Here is a 20,851-nt window from a genome sequence, read left to right as displayed (position 1 = left end):
CTCGGATGTGGCCGCCGCGTGTTCCCGTCGTCAGTGCGGATCCAGCGCGCCCTCGTGGTAGCTGACCGCCGGATTCCACAGGAAGAAACTGTCGATGTGCTGAGCGGCGGCAGCCTGGATCTGCGCGCGGACTTCGGCGTCGCCGTACGGGAATCCGAGGGTGAAGTCCTGCAGCCAGGGCATGATGGCCGCGCCGGAGGGGTCGACCTGGGTATGGAAGTCCGCCAGCGCGCGGAAGATGATGTCGTACGGCTGCGCGTTCGGGTCGGCGACATCGTATTCACCGGCGTTCCAGTGCGACGGATAGAGCATCGGGGCGACATAGTCGAGTTCGCCTGCCATGCGCGGGATGTCCTGGGCGATCTCGTCCGGGCGGGTCGCGGCGATACCGAAGACCGCCGCACCCTGGAACGCGCCCGCCGCCCGCACCGGACCGCGGCTGTCGTGCAGGAAGCCGACCACCGCGTCGGCCGGGGCTTGCGTCAGACCGGGAAAGACCATGCCGGCCGATGGTCCGTCGGGACGGCGGATGTAGTCGTACATGATGTCGTCGAAGCCCAGCTGGGCGGCCTCGGTGGCGAGATCGATGTTGTAGCGGCGAATATCGGGGCTGGCGAAATTCGTGAAGGCGATCGCGCCGTAACCACTGGAATAGGGTGCGCCGGCGGGGTTCTGGACCACCCAGTCGGGATGACCGTTGTGCCAGGCCCATTCGGCCAGCGTGCGGTCCCGGAAGGCGACGATCCTGCCGACCACTCGAATGCCCATGTCGTGCAGGGTCTTCAGGGCCTCCGGCGCGGAGTAGATGGCGGCGGAGGCGCCGGATTGCCGGGCCAGCGGCACCTGCGAGTCGTAACCGACCACGCCGTCCTCGTCCTTGATATCGAGCTGGACGGTATTGATCCGGCCTGCCCGCGCCATGGCCAGCACATCGTCGCGCATCGGCTGATAGGCCCACGCGTCCGCGGTGACGTGCACGGCCCGAGTGGTCGGCGGGTGCACCGCGATCGCGATGGGCGTGGTCGTCTCACCGACGCGGTTGGTCGCGACCACTGCCGCGCCCGAAGGCACTCGGGGCAAGGTGATCTCGAATTGCCCATCGGCTCCCGGTTTCACGGGCGTGCCCGCGACGGTGACGCTCGTGGCTCCGGTCGCCTTGCCGCGCAAGGTGATCTGCGCGCGATAGGAGTTCACCGCCGGCACCGGCGCCAGCTCCACGGTAGGCAGGGCCGCCGCCGAGGCGGGCGCGGTCCGCCCCGACCCGAGAAATCCGAACGGACCGGTGGACGACACCGCCCCCACCACCACTCCGGCCAGCACCACGATCACCACGGCGACGACCAGCAACACCCGCGGGCGCGACCGGCCGACGCGCGAATACCGTTTCAGCAACGCGCACTCCACTTCTCGGCTCGAACGTCACCACTATCCACTGCGCCGGCGGGCGGCACGCCGAGTTCGCGACTTTCGCGCAACTCCCCCACACGAGGGACCTCGATCCCACAGCGGGGTGATGTCCGGGCAGGTCTTCCTCACCTACGCTGCCCGTGATCATCATTCGGCAGTAGGAGGCAGGGTGTTCGGCAGACGAGGATTTCTCACCGGCGCGGCGGCGTCGGTGGGCGCGGCCGCCGCCGCGACCGCGGTCGGACCGGCCGCGCGGGCGCGCGCGGATGTGAACCCGGACCAGCCCAATATCCTCGTCGTCATCGTGGACGAGATGCGGGCGCCCATGTGGTTTCCGGACCAGCAGGTGCTGGATCAGGTGCTGCCGAACCTCGCGCGTATCCGGCACGGCAGCGTCTCCTTCGAACAGCACTACACCGCCGCCAACGACTGCACGGCCTCCCGCGGCGCCCTGGTGACCGGCCTCTACACCCACCAGACCGGGTGCATGGTGGTGTCGGAATCGACTCTGTCCCCGAAGTTTCCGACCTGGGGCTCCATGCTGCGCGAGCACGGGTACGAAACCACCTGGTGGGGCAAGTGGCATCTCGGCCACTACCCCGACCGCACCCCGGGCGCGCTGGACGCGTACGGATTCGGCGGCGGCACCTACCCGTCGCCGAACGGCGCACCCGGTCAGGGCCTGCAGGCCGACCCGCGCATCGTCGACGATTTCGTCGACTGGTTCGAGCACGATGCCGGTACCGCGCCCTGGTGCACCACCGTCTCGCTGGTGAACCCGCACGATATTCAGTACTGGCCGCGCTGGACCCGCCGCGATCAGGACAACTCCGGCATTCAGCGCTGGGTGGATCAGCTGCCGCCGAACTTCGAGACGCCCGAACAGCTCGCGGCCAAACCGCGACTACAGACGGCACTGGTCCAGGTGTCCACGGCCGCTTTCGGTGTCGCGCCCTACGGCACCGCCGAAGCGCAGGCCGCCTGGATCGATATGCGCAATATGTATCTGTGGCTGCAGCAGCAGGTCGACATCCAGATCGGCCGGGTGCTCGACACCTTGAACCAGCGCCCGGATGTCGCCGCGAACACGGTCATCGTCTTCACCTCGGACCACGGCGATTACGCGGGCTCGCACGGCCTGCACGGCAAGGGCGGCGGCGCCTACGACGAGGCGATCCGGGTGCCGTTCTATGTGCACGACCCGCGCGGGCGGCTCAGCCCCACCGATTCCACCAGTGTGCGAAACCAACTCACCTCCAGCGTCGACCTGACTCCGCTGCTGCTCACCATCGGCACCGGCGGCAATGACTGGCGTTCGGTCGACCGGTATCAGCATCTGCGGGGCCGCCTCGATATGGCCGCCCTGTGCCGCAATGCTTCCGAGCCCGGCCGCCCGTTCATCGCGCACTCCACCGATGAGGCGACCATCGAGGAAGCCGCGATCCTCTTCGACCACAATGCCCCCGGCCATGTCGCCATGGTGCGCACCGCGGACGCCAAGTTCGCCTCGTACTCCACCTGGGTGGACGGGCAGATCCGCATCGACGGCGGCGCCGAGCAGGAGTTCGAGCTCTACGACTACTCGACCGACAAAGGCCGCCTGGAACTGGACAATCAGGCCGCGACCGGAAACCCGTTGCGCGGCAGCATGGAAGGACTGCTGAACCAGGCCATCCAGACCGAGCTGCAGCAGCCGCTGCCCGGCTACCTGAAGGACGCGCAGGACCAGGGCTACGACGACTACTTCCAGTCCCAGCGCAGCCTCGCCTCCAAGGCCGAACGGCTCGGCGACTTCCTGAGCGACTTCGTGCCCAAGTGAGGCGGGCAATCCACCCGTACCCTGACCCGACCCTGATTGCGCATCCCCCGCAGGTGGGATCCCTTCCCGCCGCGCATTCGGTAGCTTCGGAAAGGTGCAGCTGCCGTTGACCGTTCGCGTACGAGGCTTATGCCTGGTGGTGGGCGTCATCGGCCTCCTGCTGTCGGGCCTGGCGCTGGTGAACCCGCCCCGGGCCCGCGCCGACGGCATGGCGACCGGAGGCGATCTCATGGTCGCGCAGTCCCTGGGCGAACGGGAGCTGACGGTCATCGTACGCCGCGCACAACCGGTACCCGGCCCGCTGCGGGTCGATATCGTCACCCACACCGGCTCGCCGGCAGGCACACTCACGCTCACGGCCACCCCGGCCGATCAGAGCGGGGCGACCTCCACGACCACGGTCCAGCTCGGTGCGAGAGCCGGGCCGTACACCGGCACCCTGCAGGTCGATCATGCCGGGCCGTGGGAGCTCGCGGTAGCGGACGGGCAGCGCACCGCCCGTATTCCCTTCCTGGTGGCGGCACAGGTCGTGACGCCCTGGGAGCGTGCGGCGTACGGCGGGTTCTTCGCCTCCGGCGCACTACTGCTGGTGGCGGTGGGGACCGCGCTGATCTCCAAACGCGGCTGGGCGACGCTGATTCCGGTCGGGGCGCTCATCGCGGCACTGACCGTCGGGGTGACCGGTGCGGTGCTGTCCTCGCGGGCGCCGCAGCCGCGGCCCGCGGGCAGTCTGCTCGATCCCACCTCGGGCAATATCGGCAATCCGTTCCCGGAACGCGATCTGCCGCTGACCACGAATTACTCACGCCCACCGGTGAATCTGACGGTTCGCGCCGACGGGCCGGCCGTGACCGGGCACGCGCTCGGTGTGCTGCTGTCACTGACCGATTCGGCGACCGGGCGCCCGGTCGACGATCTGCTGGTCACCGATGATGCGCTGGTGCATCTGATGATCGTCGGACCGTCGGGGCAGTTCTGGCATCGGCATCCGGTGCGCACCGCGCCCGGCGCGTATCAGGTGCAGCTCGATGTCACCGAGCCCGGTGATTACGCGGTCGCCGCCGAGCTCGCGCGGCGCGGCGGCGGCGTACAGCTGGTGCGATCGGTGCTGCACGTGACCGGGCCGGCGCTCCCCGCCGAAACGGGTTCCGGCGCAACCACACCCGAGGTCGACACCACCGAGATGATCGCCGGGCAACCGGGCACGCTCACGGTGAAGTTCGGTGGACCGGCCGATCTGCAACCGTGGCTGGGCATGCTCGGTCACCTCATCACCGTCGGCCCGCTGCCCGACAATATGCCCGCGGGGACGGCGGCCGCGGTGGCGCCGGTGTGGGCGCATGCGCACGCCATGACACCGATGCCCGCCGTCGGGGCGCAGATTCCGGACGAGACGGTCGCCGCCTACGGCCCGGATGTCCCGTTCACCTTCACATTTCCGCTGCCCGGCCGATATCTGGTGTGGGCGCAGGCGGAACGCGGCTATACCGTCCTGACCGTGCCGCACACGGTCCAGGTGACAGGGGAGGATCCGAAATGACCATGCGCCGGGGACTTCTCGCGGTCGCCGCCCTGATCGTCGTCGCCTTGGTGGCGTGGTGGCTGTGGCCGAGCGGCAGCGGAAAATCGGTGCAGCGCATGGCGGCCGGGCCGTACCTGGTCCATCTCACCGTGGGTGATGGCGCACCGAAGACCGGCGACAACAAGGTCGAGCTCGAAATCACCGACCAGCAGGGCGATCCCGCGACGCCCGGCAAGGTGTCGGTGGAACCGGCCATGCCTCAGATGGGTCATGCGGTCCCACCGGCTACCGCCGCGGTCGTGACGCCCGGGCACTACCGCGCCACCGTGAACCTTCCCATGCCGGGACAGTGGGAGATCGCCGTGCAGCTGTCGGGACCGGCAGGTTCCGGCACGGCCACTTTCTCCACGCAAGCGAACTGAATCATCAAGCAAGCCAACGGAAACGAAGCACCGTTCCTCAGGAGCAGCTCATGGACCTCACCGCCAACGGCGGCCATCGCACGGCGAGCGCCGGCGAGCGTACCGCCACCGCGGCCACCCCGCTCACCATCCGGCCCTGGCTACCCGCGTCGATCCTCCTGATCGCCAGCCTGACCTGGGCCGTCGGCGCCACCTGGGATATCCAGTGGCACTCCGACGTCGGCCCGGACACCTTCTTCACCCTGCCGCACCTGTTCATCTACGCCAGTGCCGCGATCTCCGGATTCACCAGTCTCGCGGTCATTCTGGCCACCACCGCCGCCGGGCGCGCGGGCCGGCCGGTGGACGGTGAGCTCGGCGGACCGGGTATCGGCGTATTCCGCCGGACCTTCACCGCGCCACTGGGCTACATGGTCGCGTCCCTGGGTGCGGCCTCGTTCCTGCTGTACGGACTGTGGGATCTGTGGTGGCACAGCCTGTACGGCTTCGACGCGATCATCGATTCACCGCCGCACATCGGATTGTTCCTGTCCAGCACGGTGACCGCGGTGGGCACGATCATCGTGTTCGCCTCGGCGCGCGGACAGCGCTGGGGGCAGATCGGTGCGCTGGTGTCCCTCGGCCTGCTGCTGACCTCGAGCACCATCACCGCGCTGGCCGTGCAGCGGCTCGGCGCCGGTGGCGTGCGCTGGACCGTCGCGGTCACCGCGTTCATGGTGGTGTTGCTGATGGTCGTGGGCGCCGCGCAGCGCCGGGGCGGGGCGACCGCCGTGGCGATCACGGCTTCGGCCGTGCAGGGCGTGTTCTGGTGGTTCGCGCCGTGGTCGGCGCGGGCGTACGCCGATTTCGTGGGATTGCCCATGCGCGAACATATTCGGGGTATTCCGGCCACGCCGGCGCTGATCCCGTTCTGCCTGATCCCGGTCGGCATCGTCATCGATCTGCTGGTGCGGCGGACCGGTGCGACCGCGCGGCTGCTCCCGGCGCTGGCGGGCGGGCTGGGCGGCGCGATCATCGCGGTCTTCCATCCGGTGCAGGACATCATCGTCTACGACGCGCACCTGGCACGGGCGGCGGTCATCATCGCCACCACCATCGCGGGCGCCGCCCTGGGCGCGCTCGGCGGATTCCTGGGCTGGCGTTTCGGGCAGCTGCTGCGCCTGACCGCCCCGGCCGCGGAGGTGACCGCGTGAAACGCGTATTCGCCACCGTCGCAACGCTGATCGCTTTCCTGGGGCTGACCGCGGCGGCCACCGGTACGGCCGCCGCCTATCAGCCCGTCGACATCGTGCACACCGAGCATGTGCAGGCGGGCCCGTACAACCTGACCCTCGGTTTCAGCCAATGGCCTTTGCGCGCAATGCAATCGCTGGATTTCACCTTCATTCCCGACGGTGGTATCGACGACAAGTCGGGCACCCTGACCACGGTGGAACCCGACGGCAAGATCCGCCATGCGGACCCTTTGTCGCGGCATCCCCGCAAGCGCGATGTCTGGGGCCTGGATGTGCGGTCCCTGGACACACAGGGCGACTGGATCTTCCGGTTCGCCATCGACGGCCCCCTGGGCCACGGCGAGGGTCAGCTGACGAACCTGACGGTCCTGAAGCAGCCCGGTCCCCCGCTCGGCCTGAGCTGGGCCATCAGCACCTTGCCGCTGCTCGGCCTGATCGCGTTCCTCACCTACGTCTGGCGGCGCACCCGTCCCGCGAGCCGGGCGGTCGCCACCGCCGGCTGAGATCACCGAATCACTGTCGTCGAAAGAATCGCGACCAACAATCCGAGCAGTAATCCGGAAAGCACCTCGAGTACCCGGGAGTGCGTCCGGGGCACCGGCGTTCCGGCGGTCTTCGAACTGATGGCGTGCATTCCTGCTCCTGAATTCCTGGACAGTTCCGGAATTACATTCGAACGCATCGGAATGCGGTCCGGACAGGGCGGATGGTCGTTCGGTACGGGTCCGGGTGGCCCTCCTCGGGTGGCCGACCGGAATATCGGCCGCACGAATTCGATCTCCCGGACATTCCACACAGGCGTATGCAGCTGTGCATCGGCGGCGCGCTGATTGTGGTGTTCGCGGCGCTGTATCTGATCCTGTTGATCGTGACGATCCACAGCGGTCACCACTGGCATCACGGCGGTGGCGGCATGCGCGGCCCGGTCATGCGGCAGGGCTGACCCGGACGCCGGGTGACCCGGTCGCGCAGTGCGGCACGATCGGGTCGTATGCCCGGTGAGTAGCCGGCGCCGGAAGTCCCCCGGTGCCGGCTGCGCGGGCGGTGGAAGCCGCGGCTGGCAAGCTGGGCGGAGTGTGGAAATATGCGATGGCGGCAGGTGCGCTGGCGGTGGTCACCGGATGGCTACCCGCCGGCGCCGCCTACGAGGTCGGCGTCACCCGGGCGCTGCCGATTCTGGGCTTCCTCGTCGCGATTACTGTGCTGGCCGAATTGGCCGATACCGCAGGCGTCTTCGATGCGGCCGCGGACCGGTGCGCCCGGCTGGCCCGCGGCTCGACGGCCGCACTGTTCGCGCTGGTGGCCGTGCTGGCCACGGCGACCACCGTCGGCATGAGCCTGGACACGACGGCGGTGCTGCTCACTCCCGTCGTGCTCGCGCTGACCGCGCGGCTGGGTCTGGCCCCGCTCCCGTTCGCGCTGCTGGTGATCTGGCTGGCCAATACCGCGAGCCTGCTGCTGCCGATCTCGAATCTCACGAATCTGCTTGCGCTGCAGCACAGCCGGATGTCGACGGTGGAGTTCGCGGGCCGGATGGCCTTGCCCGAATTGGCGGCGGTCACCGTGACGGTGGTCTTTCTCGCGATCCTGTTCCGCCGCAAATTGATCGGCCGCTACGACGTGCCCGAGACCTCGCCGCCCGCCGATCGGATCACCTTCGGGCTCTGTGTGGTGGCCTGCGTGGGATTCGTCGTGGCCGTCACCGCCGGCGTGCCGCCGTGGCTCGCGGCCACCCTCGCCGCGCTGGTCGCCCTGACCGTGTTCGTGGTGCGCGGCCGGAAACACCTGCGCTGGTCGCTGTTTCCGTGGCGGCTGGTGCTCATGACCGAGGGCCTGTTCCTGCTCGTGGCCGCCCTGGTCCAGCACGGCCTCGGCACGCTGCTGACCCGCTGGGCGGATCATTCCGGCCTGCTGACCACCCTGCTCGCCGCGGGTGCGGGCAATCTGGTCAATAATCTGCCCGCCTATCTGGCCATGGAGACCTCGGTCCCGGCCGGGTCCGGCCACGGCCTGTTCGAGATCCTGCTGGGCACCAATATCGGCCCGCTGGTGACCATGTGGGGTTCGCTGGCCACGCTGCTGTGGGCCGATCGCTGCCGCGCCCGCGGGGTGCGGGTGCGGCCCACTACCTTCGCGGCCATCGGCCTGGCCGGTATGCCGCTGGTACTGCTCGGCGCGTGGGCCGCACTCCAGGTGTGACGCACGCGCCGAAAGCGATTACCGGACAGCCGCTCTACTCGGCCGGCGAGGTTTTCTCCGGGATGGTCACCACGTGGTTGGTCGTGTCGGGAACGGTGGCCTCCGGGGCGGCCCCCTTGCCGGACCGCCAGTGGTTGAACAGCAGGTTCAGTACGAACACCACGATCACCGCGGAGGTGATCGGGCTGCTGGCGATCATCTGGAAGTCGGTCGGGAACTTGGTGTAGAAGCTCGGCGCGACCGCCGGCAGCAGGGCCACCGACAGCGTGACCGCGATGATCAGCATATTGCTGGTGCCCTCGAACTGGACCTTGTGCAGCACACGCAGGCCGACCGCGGTCACCATGGCGAACATGACGGTCGCCGCGCCGCCGACCACCGGACCGGGCAGCGCCGCAACCACATTGCCGACCTTGGGCACCAGGCCGAGCACCACGAGGAAGCCACCGCAGACCGCGACCACCCACCGGCTGCGCACCCCGGTCAAGCCGACCAGGCCGACGTTCTCGGCGAAAGCGGTGTCGGGGAACGAGTTCATGAAGCCGGCCAGCACGGCGGACAGGCCGTCCGCGGCCAGACCACGGGCCAGATCGGCGGGTTCGAGCTGCTTGTCGACCATTTCGGCGACGGCGACCATATCGGCGGTGGATTCGGTGAAGGTCACCAGCATGACCACGCACATGGAGATGATCGCGGCCAGATGGAACTGCGGCGCACCGAAGTGGAACGGCTGGGAGATGCCGAACCAGCTCGCCTTGCCGACCCCGGACATGTCGACCAGATGCATCGGCCACGCGACCAGCGTGCCGACCGCGACGCTGATCAGCACCGCGAGCTGACTCACCAACCCCCGCCCGAACTTGGTGACCACTACGATGAGCAGGATCACCAGCCCGGCCAGCGCGATATGCGAGATCTGGCCGTAGTCGGCCGATTTCGGGTCGTCGCCGGCGATCAGCCCGGCATCGGCGCCGATCAGCGACAACCCGATCACACAGATGACGCAGCCCGACACCAAGGGCGGGAAGAACCGCGCGACCTTGGCGAAGAACCGCGCGATCAGCAGGCCGAACACACCCGACACCAGGATGGCGCCGTACACCGTGGGCAGGCCGGCCTCACCACCGCCGAACTGTTCCGCGATCAGGATCATCGGCGAGACCACGGTGAAGGTCGCGCCCGCGACCACCGGTAGTCGCACACCCAGGATCCGGCCGATGCCGATGGATTGGATGAGCGTGACGATGCCCGACACCAGCAGGTCGGCATTCACCAATAGGCCGATGGTGTGCGTGGGTAGTTTCAGCGCACCGCCGACGAGCAGCGGCACGGCGACCGCGCCCGCATACATGATCGCGAGGTGCTGCAGACCGAGCAGCACCAACCGTGGCGGGGGTGGAACTTCATCGACGGGGTGCCGAGCGACGCCGGGATCGGAAGTACGGGCGGGGCGCGAAAATCGCATTTGCATGGCATGTCTCCTGGACAAGCAGAAATACGGCCGAAACCACCGGGGGGCGACATCGAAATGCCATGAGCCGACGTCCGGTTGACCGCAATACACATATCTACAGTAGAAAGACGGCCGCCACAGCGTTTTATATGATAGTCCAGCCGGATCATTCGCGGCGATACGGCCATTCGTACGATCCTCCAAATCCCAGCCGGGGCTCCTGCCTGCGGCTCGGCCGCCTGCGGCAGAAAGCGGCATAGAATATATTCTTAGTTATACGCACGTCCAGGTATGAGAATCGGGGTGCGGCATGGTAGAAGCGCAGATCAATATCAACGGGCACGACGTCCCGATTTCGCCCGCCGCGACGCATACGACGATCCTGGACTTTCTGCGCGACAACGACCGCACCGGAACGAAAGAAGGCTGCGCCGAGGGTGCGGTCGCCTTCGCGCTCGACATCGAGGACGGCACGGTGGGCAGGGCCCGCATCGGATTGGGTGGCGTGGCCGCGACGCCGATCCGCGCGCGGGCCGCCGAGGAGGCACTGACGGGCCGGCCGTGGTCGGCCGCCACCGTCGAGGTCGCGGCGGAGCTGCTGCAGGCGGCGGGCACGCCGCTGGAGGATCACCGGGCGAGCGCTCGCTACCGCAGCGCCATGCTCGGTCAGAGCTTGCGAAAGCTGTACGCGGAGACCACCGAGGCGGTGCCGTCATGAACCATCCGAAGGGGCCGTCATGAGCCGGTTGTCCCAGCGACCCGAGAATCCGGCCGTCGGCATGGCCCTGCCGCACGAGAGCGCGGTCCTGCACGTCACCGGAAAAGCGCTCTACACCGATGATCTCGTGCAACGCACCAAGGATGTCCTGCACGCCTACCCGGTACAGGTCATGCAGGCGCATGCGCGCATCACCACGCTGCGCACCGCACCCGCGCTGGTGGTGCCCGGCGTGGTGCGGGTGCTCACCGCCGCGGATGTGCCCGGCGTGAACGACGCCGGAGTCAAGCACGATGAGCCATTGTTCCCCGACGAGGTCATGTTCCACGGGCACGCGGTCTGCTGGGTGCTCGGCGAGACCGTGGAAGCCGCGCGGCTGGGCGCGGCCGCCGTCGAGGTCGAGACCACCCCGCTGCCCTCGCTGATCTCGATCGTGGATGCGGTGTCCGCCAACAGTTTCCAGGGTGCACAGCGGCTGGTGCAGCGCGGCGATATCGAGGCCGGCTTCGCCGCGGCGGCGCACATCTACAGCGGCGAGATCCAGTTCTCCGATCAAGAGCACTTCTATCTGGAGACGCACGCCGCGCTGGCCCTGGTCGACGAGGGCGGACAGGTTTTCGTGCAGTCCAGCACCCAGCATCCTTCGGAGACACAGGAAATCGTCGCCCATGTCCTCGGCCTGCACAGTCACGAGATCACCGTGCAGTGCCTGCGCATGGGCGGCGGGTTCGGCGGCAAGGAGATGCAACCGCACGGGTTCGCCGCCATTGCCGCGCTGGGCGCGACGCTGACCGGGCGGCCGGTCCGGCTGCGGCTCAACCGGACCCAGGATCTGACCATGTCCGGTAAGCGGCACGGATTCCACGCGAGCTGGCGGGCCGGCTTCGACGCCCAGGGGCACGTGCTGGCGCTGGACACCACCCTCACCGCGGACGGCGGCTGGAGCCTGGACCTGTCGGAGCCGGTGCTGGCCCGCGCGCTCTGCCACATCGACAATGTCTACTGGATTCCCAACGCGCGCTTCCTCGGTCGCATCGCCAAGACCAACAAGACCTCCAATACCGCCTTCCGTGGTTTCGGCGGACCGCAGGGCATGCTGGTGATGGAGGATCTGCTGGGCCGTTGCGCGCCGCTGCTCGGACTGGATCCGATGGAGTTGCGGCGGCGCAACTTCTACCGGGCCGGCCAATCCACGCCCTACGGGCAGGTGGTGCGGCACCCGGAGCGGATCGCCGCCACCTGGGAGCAGGTCATCGAGCGGGGCGAGGTCGATGCGCGGCGGCGCGGGATCGCGGAATTCAATGCGGCGCACCGCAATACCAAGCGCGGGCTCGCCGTGACCGGGGTCAAGTTCGGTATCTCGTTCAACCTGACCACCTTCAATCAGGGCGGGGCGCTGGTGCTGATCTACAAGGACGGCTCGGTGCTCATCAATCACGGTGGCACCGAGATGGGTCAGGGCCTGCACACCAAGATGCTGCAGGTGGCCGCCACCACGCTGGGTATTCCGCTGCCGAAGGTGCGACTGGCGCCGACGCGAACGGACAAGGTGCCCAATACTTCCGCCACCGCGGCCAGCTCCGGCGCCGACCTCAATGGCGCGGCGGTCAAGAACGCCTGCGAGCAGTTGCGTGAGCGGCTGATGCGAGTCGCCGCAACACAATTCGGCGTCGGTCCCGCGGATGTGCGCCTGACCGAGGGCATTGCACGGCCGCTCGGGGACGAGACGCGGACCCTGGACTGGAACACCCTGGTCCGCACCGCGTACCAGCAGCGAGTTCAGTTGTCGGCGGCCGGTTTCTACCGGACCGAGGGCCTGCACTGGGACGCACAGGCCATGCAGGGCACCCCGTTCAAGTACTTCGCCTACGGGGCCGCCGCGGCCGAGGTGGAGGTCGACGGCTTCACCGGCGCCTACCGCATCCGCCGGGTCGACATCGTGCACGATGTCGGCGACAGCCTCTCCCCGCTCATCGATCTCGGTCAGGTCGAGGGCGGCTTCGTGCAGGGCGCGGGCTGGCTGACGCTCGAAGAACTGCGCTGGGATACCGGCACCGGGCCCGGCCGCGGCCGACTCCTCACCCAGGCCGCGAGTACCTACAAGCTGCCCAGCTTTTCGGAGATGCCCGAGGTCTTCAATGTCACGCTGCTTGCGAACGCCACCGAGGAGGGCGCGGTCTACGGATCCAAGGCCGTCGGCGAACCGCCGCTCATGCTGGCCTTTTCGGTGCGTGAGGCATTGCGGCAGGCCGCCGCGGCCTTCGGACCCGAGGGGATCAGCGTCGCACTCGGCGCCCCGGCCACGCCGGAGGCCGTGTACTGGGCGCTGGACGCCGCCCGGCGCGCCGCGAACGCGCCCGGCGAGACCACCATCGAAGAGCCGAGCCGGATCAATGTCTGACCTGAACTGGGTGGCCGCGATCACCCACCTGCGCACTTGCCGGGAGCCGGGCGTATTGGTGACGGTGGCGACCGTCCGCGGGCACGCGCCCCGCCGCCCGGGCGCGAAACTCGTTGTGGGCCCGGCGGATACGTGGGGCTCGATCGGCGGCGGCAATATCGAGGCCGTCGCCATCGAGCGGGGACGCGAACTGCTGGGCAAGACCGAGGCCGAACCGGAACTCATGGAATTCGCCTTGAACGACAAGGTGATCGGCGAGCACGGCGTGCAATGCTGCGGCGGCGTGGTCACCCTGCTGCTGGAGCCGCTGCCGGTGGTGCCCGCGGTGGCGATCTTCGGCGTCGGGCATGTGGGGATCGAGCTGGCGCGCATCCTGGCCCGCCACGATCTGGAGTTGCACCTGATCGACACCCGGCCCGACATGCTCTCCGCGGAACGGCTCGCGGCGCTCTCGGATGCGGTGGCGCGGATACACGTTCACCACACCCCGCTGCTGCCGGAGGAGGTACTCGAGCAGCTGCCGGCCGGCAGTCACGTGCTGATCATGACCCATGACCACGCCGAGGACGCGGCGCTCTGCGATGCGGCGCTGCGGCTGGGCCACTTCGATTCCATCGGGCTCATCGGCTCCGCCGCCAAATGGTCGCGCTTCCGCAGCCGGCTGATCACCGAGGGCGGCCATGATCCGGCAACGCTCACCCGCATCAAAACGCCCATCGGCCTGCCCGAGATCACCGGTAAGGAACCCGCCGTCATCGCGGTCGGTGTCGCCGCTGACCTGCTGCACGCCTTCGAGCATCGGCCCATCACCGGTTGAAGTCGAGGTAGCCTGTGGGACACGACATTTCAGGAGGCGATGTGTTCGATCCGGATGCCATCGAGGCCATTACCTTCGATATCTTCGGTACCACCGTCGACTGGTACACGGGTGTCAGCCGGCAGGCCGAGACGATATTCCGGGCGGCGGGTGTGGACCTCGAGGCCGGCGGGTTCGTCTCCGAATGGCGGGCGCGGTATCTGCCCGCGCTGGAACGGGTCCGCGACGGCGAACGCAAGTGGGCGTACCTGGACACCCTGCACCGGGAATCGCTCGACGAGTTGCTGGACCGCCACGGCGTCGGCGCGGCGCTCGACGACACCGCGCGAAACCGGTTGGTGCGCACCTGGCATCGCCTGCCCGCCTGGCCCGACGCCACGCCCGGCCTCAAGCGCCTCCGCACCCGCTACACCGTGGCCGCGCTGTCCAATGGCGGCTTCGCGCTCATGACGCGACTGATCAAGTCGGAGAACCTGCCCTTCGACTGTGTGCTGTCCGCCGAACTCGCGCGGACCTACAAGCCCGGTTCGCAGGCGTATCTGACCGCGGCCGAGCTGCTGGATCTGCCGCCGGACCGGATCCTCATGGTCGCCGCCCATCGCTGGGATCTGTCGGGCGCCCGGTCCGCGGGTTTCCACACCGCCTACGTCGAACGCCCCTACGAGCAAGGCCCGGATCACGCCACCGACCGCACCGATCCGGCCGCCGACTTCAATGTGAACAGCTTCCCCGCCCTGGCCGCGGCGCTCGGCTGCTGAGCTGTGCCGCCCGGACCGATCGAGATTTGTAAGCCCGGGTAACGTTCTACCCGGATACTGATGTCGGGCGAAGGCGAGTCGGAGTGCACCGGTGACGATGACCCAGGCCCTCCTGTTGCTGCTCATAGGATTCGGTTCGGGGCTGGCGGGCGTGCTCACCAGCGTCGCGTCGCTCATTTCCTATCCGGCACTGCTGGCCATGGGATTGCCGCCCGTCTCGGCGAATGTCACCAACACCATGGCGGTGCTGTTCACCGGTGCGGGCGCGGCCGCGGGTTCCCGCCCCGAGTTGTCCGGCAAACGTGAGATCATCCTGAAGCTGAGCGCGCTGGCGGCGATCGGCGGCGCGATCGGCGCCGCCCTGCTGCTGCTCGCGCCCGCCTCCACCTTCCATGTGGTGGTGCCGTTCCTCATCGGCGGCTCATCGCTGTTCCTGCTGGCCCAGCCCTATCTCGCGCGCCGCCGGGCCGAGCACGCCACCGACCCGCCGCATCGGCCCTCGCGCTGGCTCTATGCCGCGTTCCTGGCCTCCGCCGTGTACACCGGTTACTTCGGCGCCGCGGGCGCGGTCATGATTCTCGCGATTCTCGCCGCCATGTATCCGACGTGGACGGCCCAGCAGTCCAATGCGGTGAAGGCCCTGGTCAGCTTTGCCGGAAACGGCGCTGCCGCCATCGGATTCGCGTTCTTCGGACCGGTGCACTGGGCCTTCGTCATTCCCTTGGCCCTGGGCTCGTTCCTGGGCGGCCGTATCGGGCCGTCGGTGGCCCGCCGCATGCCCGGCACCGCCCTGCGCATTCTCGCCGCCACCTGCGGTCTCGCCATGGCAGTGAAATTCGCCTTCTGACAACGACAGTCGGCGCCCAGCTCGAGCAACGACAGTCAGTGCCCGCCCATATCCATGCCCGGCATGCCGGGCTGCCGGTGCCCGGGAACCGTGACCGACGAATCGACCTGCCGCCCGGACGAAATCCATCCGACGGTCCACGCCGTGCTGAACACGAAGGTCAGCGCGAGCGCGAAAACGCCTATCCGCCACCGCGGCCCACGTTCGACCCGCCGTCCCGCCTCATCCATGCCGGACATGGTCTCACGGGGCCGTCACCAGGGCACAACCCCGGCGTCGTCGAAGAACCCGCCGGTCGGTCCGTCGTCGGGCAGGGTCGCGAGCCGGATGGCGATGGCCGCACCCTGCTCGGGCGTGCGGACGCCATGGAAACCGTTGAGGTCGGTCGCGGTGTAACCCGGGCAGCCGGCATTGATCAGAATATTGCTGCCGCGCAGCTCTTTCACGTACTGGATCATGACGGCATTGAGGAAGCTCTTCGACGGCGCGTAGGCGGCGGACACCGGGCTCGCCGCCACCTCGGACGCATCCGACGCCTGCAGGGTGAGCGAACCGACGCTGCTGGACATGTTCACGATGCGCGGCGAGGCCGAGCGGCGCAGCAGCGGCAGCAGCGCATTGGTGACGCGGATAACGCCGATCACATTGGTTTCCACGGCAGTTCGCACGGCGTCGAGATCCGCCCGGGTCGGTTCCTGCGGCATCCCGCCGGTGACGCCGGCATTGTTGACGAGCACGTCGAGGCGTCCGGCGCGCTCGTCGAGCAGCCGCGCCGCGGCGGTCACGCTCGCATCATCGGTGACGTCCAGTGGGACGCCGAACGCGTCGGCGCCGGCCGCCCGCAACTTCGCCACGGCCTCCTCGCGGCGGCGCTCGTCCCGCGCGCCGACGCCGACGCTCCAGCCGAGTGCGCCCAGCCCCACGGCGATTTCGTATCCGATCCCCTTGTTCGCGCCGGTGACCAGCGCGATCGTCTTGTCACTCATGTCTCCAATCTGTCCGTGCCGCAAGGAAACGTCCAAGACCATGTGGGTGGGCAGCGATACCTCAGCGGTATCGTTGCCGGTACCGTGGTTGTCATGGAGACGCGAGAACTGCGGTACTTCGTCGCCGTCGCCGAGGAGTTGCATTTCGGCCGGGCCGCACAGCGGCTCGGGATCGCGCAGCCACCCCTGTCACGGGCGATACGCCAACTCGAAAGACGGCTCGGGGTAACGCTGCTGGATCGCAACAGCCGTGCGGTCACCTTGACCGAAGCCGGTTCGGTGCTGCTGAACGAGGGACGCGCGGCGCTGCACGCGGTCGATGCCGCGGACCGCCGCACCCGCCGGGCCGCGCGCACGGCGGCCGGTGGTCCCGAGCTGGTGCTCGTCACGAAGGCGGGCGCCTCCAGCGAACTGCTGCGGAAGCTGCTCGACGCGTACGCCGCCGAGCCCGATGCGGTGGCGGTCGAAGTGGTGCTGTGCGGGCCCGGCGAGCAGCAGCAGGTACTGCGGGACGGGCGCGCCGATGTGGCGCTGCTACACCTCCCGTTCGACTCGACGGCCGACTTCGACACCGAGGAGCTGCAGACCGAAGGGCAGGTCGTCGTGCTGCCCGCCGGGCACGCCCTCAGCGCCCGCGCGACCGTCCGCCTGGCCGATATCACCGGGCTCCCCGACCTGCCGCTGCCGCGCTGGCCCCGGCCCGCCGGCGACTATCCCGAGGGCCCCGGACCGGAGGTGCACAGCAGCACGCAGCTGTATCAGCTCATCGCCCTGGGCCGCGCCGCGGCGGTGCTGCCGGAATCGTCCCGCATCCACCTGCAACCCGATCTGGCCGCTGTCCCGGTGGTGGACGCGCCCGCGGTGACCACCGTCATCGCGTGGCCGCCGCACAGCCGTTCCCGGGCGCTCGCCGGGCTGATCCGCGCGGCCACCAGGCTCTAGCGATATCGCCGTTCAGCGCCGGAGCCGGGCGAGGGCCAGGTCGGCGGCGTGGGCGCCGCACATCCCGTGGGCGCCCGGTCCGGGTGGGGTGGCGGCGGAGCAGATGTACATGCCCGGGATGCCGATGCTGTACGGGGACAGCGTGGTTCGCGGTCCGAACACCAGCTGGCGGATGTCCTTGGCGCCGGTCATGATGTCGCCGCCGACGTAATTCGGGTTGTAGGCAGCCAATTGGGCGGGATTGCGCGTCGAGTGCGCGATGATCCGGTCCCGGAATCCGGGCGCGAACCGTTCGATCTGCGCGATGATCGCCGCGGTCGCGTCACCGGTATATCCATTGGGCGCATGGGCGTAGGCCCACAGCGGATGGATGTCACCGGCCGAGCGCTGCGGATCGGCCAGGTACTGCTGGCCGACCAGGACGAACGGTCTTTCGGGCATGCGGCCGGCATGCACGGCACGCTCGGTGGCGGCCAATTCGGCGTAGTCCCCGATCACATGAACGGTACCGGCGCGGCGGGCGGGTGCGCTGGTCCACGGGACGCCGTCCTGGATGGCGAAGTCCACCTTGAAGGCGGCCGGGCCCTGCCGGAATCGGCGGTAAGCGCGGACGATCCGGGCGGGCAGGCGGTCGCCGAGAATATCCGCGACCGCATCGGGGGCCAGGTCGAAGAGCGTCACATCGCTGTCCGGGAGCTGCGCGGCGGCCTCGATCCGGGTGCCGGTCTCGATCTTGCCGCCGAGTTCGGTCAGCAAGGCGGCCAGCGCATTCGTGATCGATTGCGAACCACCCGCGGCGACCGGCCAGCCGTAGCGGTGCCCGGCGGTGAGAATGCCGAGCCCGATGGCCGAGGTGAGGGGCAGGTGCAGGGGCCGGAAGGCATGGGCCGCAATGCCTCCGAACAAGGCGCGCGCCTCGTCGGTGCGGAAGGTCCGGGCCAGCGCCGAGGCGGGCAGCAGGGTCGGCACGCCGAACCGGGTCAGGGTCAGCGGATGCCGTGGCACGCGCAGCAGCGGGCTCAGAATGTCCTGGGCCAGTTCGTCGTAGCGGGCCGAGGGCCCGGCGAACAGGGCCCGCCAGCGGCCGCCGTCGGGCCCGAATCCGGTGGCCGTCTCGTCCACCGAGCGGTGCAGGACCCCGGCCCGGCCGCCGTCGAGCGGATGCACACAGTCGATTTCCGCTGTGCGCCAGGACAATCCGTACCGCTCCAGGCCGAGCTCGGCGAGGAACGGCGAGCCCGCGGCCATGGGATGGGTGGCCGAGCACCGGTCGTGCAGCAGGCCGGGCACGAGCGCTTCGTGGGTACGGGTGCCGCCGCCGACCTCGTCGGCGGCCTCCAGCAGGGTCACCTGCACGCCCGCGCGGGCCAGGCGCACGGCGGCGGCGAGTCCATTGGGCCCGCCGCCCACCACCGTCGCGGTCGTCATGCCCGCGCCCCGTGTCCGCGCCGATCCTGTTCGCTCACCACGTGATCCGGCTCGCCGGGCGTGCCCGCCGCCGCGGTCCAGGTGACCGTCAAGGGGATGGGCCCGTTGGGCAGCCAGGGTTGTTCGGCCACCGCGTCGGCCACCCGCCAGGTGCCGCGTTCGGTGACGCCCAGCGCGGCGTCGATCACCTTGTAGTGCTGTACCCCGCTGCCCCAGGCCTGTGATTCCACCCAGACCACCACCAGCTCACCGGGTTCGAAGCCCGCTTCCTGCTGGACGGCGGCGATCATGTCCTCGTTGTGCAGGTGCCCGTCGCCGAAGTTGAAGCCGATCAGCGAGTTACAGCTGAACTCGGCCTCGCGCACGGTGCGGGTGTCGATATCGGGCAGGTTCTTCAGCAGCACCGAGAACAGTCCGCGGCCCTGACTGTGCATGGTGCGCCAGGCGGTGGTGAGCTGCATGGTCACTTCGGCCCATTCCGGTTCGTAACCGAATTCGACGAACTGGTCGACCTGATTCTTCGCGGTACGGGTCACCCCATCCAGTTTGCCCTCCGCGCCCGGAGCGAAGGCCCACACCGCCGACGCCCAGTTGCCGGCGTACTGCCGCATGGACGGCAGGAACGACACCTTGTCGGGCCGGAAGTTGCCCAGAATCGGGAACACCAGCAACGCGGCGATCAGCAGTACGGCCAGCCAGGGCGCGGAGATATCGGTGAGCGCGTACCCCTTCCAGTTCGGGAAGCCGAGGAACAGGAACACGGTCGCGTACGCGAACAGCACATTCCATTCCAGCGGCACCGCCAGCGGGAACGTCGACACGATGAACAGGTGGAAGATCACCATCACCGCCACGGCCGCCAGCGTCAGCCACTTGTTCGTCGAGAAGAACAGCACCAGCGGGACGACCACCTCGATGGTGGTGCCACCGACGTGCGCCATCAGATCGGCCACCCGCGACGGGCGCAGATCGCGCGGAAAGTCCCGATAGTGCGCGCGCTTCAACCAGGTGAACGGCACCGACGGACTGTTGCTCACCATCGGCGGCACCACGTGCGAGAAGTGCTTGCCGAACTTGGACACGCCCGCACCGACCCACACCACCAGGATCAGCAGTTTCAGCGCGATGATCATGTCGACGAACGGCAGCACGGTGAAGAAGATCAGCGCGGGCAGATACTGCTCGCCGCGAGCGCCCAGGAAGATGGTCTTGTCGCGCAGGCCGTTCAATATGAGCAGCACGATCGGCGCGATCAACAGCGCGGGCCGGACCAGCCCCGAGGTATTGCCCGGCACCACCGCCGACAGCGAATCACTGTGCACGCCAGGGAAAGCCAGCGCGACCACGAGGCTGATCAGCAGGGCGGCATACAGCCCGACATCGAGCCGGTTGCGGCGATTTCCCGCCGTCCCCGGCACCCATGTCCACGGCCGTAACCGGATGGTCCCCGGCCGGGCCCAGAACAGAATGCCACCGGTCATCGGTTTCACCTTGCCCGCCAGCGGCCCCCAGGAGCCCGCAATGCCGATGGTCTCCAGCAGCACGGTCCACAGAATCACCTTCTGGTAGACGATCGGCTGATTCCACCACTGCGAAACATGCCAGAAGGCGGGCAGATTCGATGTGAGCGTGGCGACCAGTACCCCACCCAGCACATAGAGCACCAGCAGTTTGACGATGTATACGGTATGCACCATCCGCGGCGACCCGAACCCGTGCTCGGCCCAGTGCAGCGCCAGGATGCGCATCCGCTCCATGAGCGGCAGCTGCAGAAACGTGTGCGGATCCACCTGCGGCAGATCGGGTTTCGTGAATCCCATGATTTCTCACCCTTGGTTATCGGACAACTGGCGATAACGGTAGAAATCCGGGCGGCCGGCGGCACCGTCGCGCATCG

The 20,851-nt window shown here is 68.6% G+C and carries 19 protein-coding genes; 13 read left to right on the top strand and 6 right to left on the bottom strand.

Translation table 11 applies throughout. The features are described from left to right. Positions 1 to 30: 30 nt before the first annotated feature. On the bottom strand, positions 31 to 1,392 hold the full coding sequence (locus ACIP5Y_RS38125) for a putative glycoside hydrolase (protein WP_400357460.1): 1,362 nt from the start codon (positions 1,390 to 1,392) through the stop codon (positions 31 to 33). Positions 1,393 to 1,576: 184 nt separating this feature from the next. Between ACIP5Y_RS38125 and ACIP5Y_RS38120 the strand changes: the two genes are divergently transcribed. The 7 genes from ACIP5Y_RS38120 (at position 1,577) to ACIP5Y_RS38090 (ending at position 8,604) form a co-directional block, all read left to right on the top strand. Further along, positions 1,577 to 3,226 carry a sulfatase-like hydrolase/transferase gene (locus ACIP5Y_RS38120; protein WP_400357458.1) on the top strand — a complete coding sequence of 550 codons (1,650 nt, stop codon included), beginning with the start codon at positions 1,577 to 1,579 and terminating at the stop codon, positions 3,224 to 3,226. Positions 3,227 to 3,320: 94 nt separating this feature from the next. Further along, positions 3,321 to 4,766, top strand: coding sequence for a hypothetical protein (locus ACIP5Y_RS38115; RefSeq protein ID WP_400357456.1), 1,446 nt, complete (start codon positions 3,321 to 3,323; stop codon positions 4,764 to 4,766). After that, on the top strand, positions 4,763 to 5,170 hold the full coding sequence (locus tag ACIP5Y_RS38110) for a FixH family protein (RefSeq protein WP_400357454.1): 408 nt from the start codon (positions 4,763 to 4,765) through the stop codon (positions 5,168 to 5,170). The genes ACIP5Y_RS38115 and ACIP5Y_RS38110 overlap by 4 nt, the downstream gene beginning before the upstream one ends. Before the next feature lie 50 nt (positions 5,171 to 5,220). After that, entirely contained in the window at positions 5,221 to 6,363 is a 1,143-nt protein-coding gene (locus ACIP5Y_RS38105; RefSeq protein ID WP_400357453.1) for a hypothetical protein, read from the top strand. A gap of 29 nt (positions 6,364 to 6,392) precedes the next feature. Further along, the gene (locus ACIP5Y_RS38100; protein WP_400358063.1) at positions 6,393 to 6,908 is read left to right on the top strand and encodes a hypothetical protein; all 516 of its coding nucleotides are present in this window, start codon (positions 6,393 to 6,395) and stop codon (positions 6,906 to 6,908) included. A 299-nt stretch (positions 6,909 to 7,207) separates the two neighbouring features. Next, positions 7,208 to 7,348 (top strand): hypothetical protein, encoded by a 141-nt coding sequence (locus ACIP5Y_RS38095; protein WP_400357451.1) that lies wholly within the window; start codon positions 7,208 to 7,210, stop codon positions 7,346 to 7,348. Positions 7,349 to 7,494: 146 nt separating this feature from the next. Next, positions 7,495 to 8,604, top strand: a complete 1,110-nt coding sequence (locus ACIP5Y_RS38090) for an SLC13 family permease (protein WP_400357449.1) — start codon at positions 7,495 to 7,497, stop codon at positions 8,602 to 8,604. Between the two features lie 34 nt (positions 8,605 to 8,638). Here ACIP5Y_RS38090 and ACIP5Y_RS38085 read toward each other — a convergent pair whose 3' ends face one another. Next, complete coding sequence (locus tag ACIP5Y_RS38085; RefSeq protein WP_400357447.1) at positions 8,639 to 10,075, bottom strand: nucleobase:cation symporter-2 family protein; 1,437 nt, start codon at positions 10,073 to 10,075, stop codon at positions 8,639 to 8,641. 292 nt (positions 10,076 to 10,367) lie between these two features. On the opposite strand from ACIP5Y_RS38085, the gene ACIP5Y_RS38080 reads away from it, so the two are divergent. From ACIP5Y_RS38080 to ACIP5Y_RS38060, 5 genes are all read left to right on the top strand, one after another. Continuing rightward, positions 10,368 to 10,775, top strand: coding sequence for a hypothetical protein (locus ACIP5Y_RS38080; protein ID WP_400357445.1), 408 nt, complete (start codon positions 10,368 to 10,370; stop codon positions 10,773 to 10,775). A 19-nt stretch (positions 10,776 to 10,794) separates the two neighbouring features. After that, complete coding sequence (gene xdhB, locus ACIP5Y_RS38075; RefSeq protein WP_400357443.1) at positions 10,795 to 13,176, top strand: xanthine dehydrogenase molybdopterin binding subunit; 2,382 nt, start codon at positions 10,795 to 10,797, stop codon at positions 13,174 to 13,176. Continuing rightward, on the top strand, positions 13,169 to 13,993 hold the full coding sequence (gene xdhC / locus ACIP5Y_RS38070) for a xanthine dehydrogenase accessory protein XdhC (RefSeq protein ID WP_400357441.1): 825 nt from the start codon (positions 13,169 to 13,171) through the stop codon (positions 13,991 to 13,993). Before xdhB ends, xdhC begins: the two co-directional genes overlap by 8 nt. 41 nt (positions 13,994 to 14,034) lie before the next feature. Further along, complete coding sequence (locus ACIP5Y_RS38065; RefSeq protein WP_400357439.1) at positions 14,035 to 14,751, top strand: haloacid dehalogenase type II; 717 nt, start codon at positions 14,035 to 14,037, stop codon at positions 14,749 to 14,751. A 97-nt stretch (positions 14,752 to 14,848) separates the two neighbouring features. After that, positions 14,849 to 15,598, top strand: a complete 750-nt coding sequence (locus tag ACIP5Y_RS38060) for a sulfite exporter TauE/SafE family protein (RefSeq protein ID WP_400358061.1) — start codon at positions 14,849 to 14,851, stop codon at positions 15,596 to 15,598. A gap of 35 nt (positions 15,599 to 15,633) precedes the next feature. Here ACIP5Y_RS38060 and ACIP5Y_RS38055 read toward each other — a convergent pair whose 3' ends face one another. After that, complete coding sequence (locus ACIP5Y_RS38055) at positions 15,634 to 15,828, bottom strand: hypothetical protein (protein ID WP_400357437.1); 195 nt, start codon at positions 15,826 to 15,828, stop codon at positions 15,634 to 15,636. A gap of 24 nt (positions 15,829 to 15,852) precedes the next feature. Then, positions 15,853 to 16,584, bottom strand: coding sequence for an SDR family oxidoreductase (locus tag ACIP5Y_RS38050; RefSeq protein ID WP_400357435.1), 732 nt, complete (start codon positions 16,582 to 16,584; stop codon positions 15,853 to 15,855). Positions 16,585 to 16,677: 93 nt separating this feature from the next. On the opposite strand from ACIP5Y_RS38050, the gene ACIP5Y_RS38045 reads away from it, so the two are divergent. After that, complete coding sequence (locus tag ACIP5Y_RS38045; protein WP_400357433.1) at positions 16,678 to 17,526, top strand: LysR family transcriptional regulator; 849 nt, start codon at positions 16,678 to 16,680, stop codon at positions 17,524 to 17,526. A gap of 12 nt (positions 17,527 to 17,538) precedes the next feature. Here the strand turns inward: ACIP5Y_RS38045 and ACIP5Y_RS38040 are convergent, their stop codons facing one another. Together ACIP5Y_RS38040 and ACIP5Y_RS38035 are read right to left on the bottom strand one after the other, a co-directional pair. Further along, entirely contained in the window at positions 17,539 to 18,954 is a 1,416-nt protein-coding gene (locus ACIP5Y_RS38040; protein ID WP_400357432.1) for a phytoene desaturase family protein, read from the bottom strand. Further along, a complete protein-coding gene (locus ACIP5Y_RS38035) occupies positions 18,951 to 20,774 on the bottom strand; it encodes a DUF3556 domain-containing protein (protein ID WP_400357430.1) in 1,824 nt (607 codons plus the stop codon). Before ACIP5Y_RS38035 ends, ACIP5Y_RS38040 begins: the two co-directional genes overlap by 4 nt. Positions 20,775 to 20,851: the final 77 nt, after the last annotated feature.

This window comes from Nocardia sp. NPDC088792 (genome assembly GCF_044750615.1).
In the GTDB taxonomy this organism is placed as follows: domain Bacteria; phylum Actinomycetota; class Actinomycetes; order Mycobacteriales; family Mycobacteriaceae; genus Nocardia.
This window is presented reverse-complemented; position numbering and strand designations above follow the sequence as displayed.

Coding starts and splice junctions, on each gene's coding strand:
- ACIP5Y_RS38035 (WP_400357430.1), bottom strand. CDS start 20,774: ATGGGATTCACGAAACCCGATCTGCCGCAGGTGGATCCGCACACGTTT.
- ACIP5Y_RS38060 (WP_400358061.1), top strand. CDS start 14,849: ATGACCCAGGCCCTCCTGTTGCTGCTCATAGGATTCGGTTCGGGGCTG.
- xdhC (WP_400357441.1), top strand. CDS start 13,169: ATGTCTGACCTGAACTGGGTGGCCGCGATCACCCACCTGCGCACTTGC.
- ACIP5Y_RS38110 (WP_400357454.1), top strand. CDS start 4,763: ATGACCATGCGCCGGGGACTTCTCGCGGTCGCCGCCCTGATCGTCGTC.
- ACIP5Y_RS38105 (WP_400357453.1), top strand. CDS start 5,221: ATGGACCTCACCGCCAACGGCGGCCATCGCACGGCGAGCGCCGGCGAG.
- ACIP5Y_RS38095 (WP_400357451.1), top strand. CDS start 7,208: ATGCAGCTGTGCATCGGCGGCGCGCTGATTGTGGTGTTCGCGGCGCTG.
- ACIP5Y_RS38080 (WP_400357445.1), top strand. CDS start 10,368: ATGGTAGAAGCGCAGATCAATATCAACGGGCACGACGTCCCGATTTCG.
- ACIP5Y_RS38040 (WP_400357432.1), bottom strand. CDS start 18,954: ATGACGACCGCGACGGTGGTGGGCGGCGGGCCCAATGGACTCGCCGCC.
- xdhB (WP_400357443.1), top strand. CDS start 10,795: ATGAGCCGGTTGTCCCAGCGACCCGAGAATCCGGCCGTCGGCATGGCC.
- ACIP5Y_RS38045 (WP_400357433.1), top strand. CDS start 16,678: ATGGAGACGCGAGAACTGCGGTACTTCGTCGCCGTCGCCGAGGAGTTG.
- ACIP5Y_RS38085 (WP_400357447.1), bottom strand. CDS start 10,075: ATGCAAATGCGATTTTCGCGCCCCGCCCGTACTTCCGATCCCGGCGTC.
- ACIP5Y_RS38090 (WP_400357449.1), top strand. CDS start 7,495: ATGGCGGCAGGTGCGCTGGCGGTGGTCACCGGATGGCTACCCGCCGGC.
- ACIP5Y_RS38050 (WP_400357435.1), bottom strand. CDS start 16,584: ATGAGTGACAAGACGATCGCGCTGGTCACCGGCGCGAACAAGGGGATC.
- ACIP5Y_RS38055 (WP_400357437.1), bottom strand. CDS start 15,828: ATGGATGAGGCGGGACGGCGGGTCGAACGTGGGCCGCGGTGGCGGATA.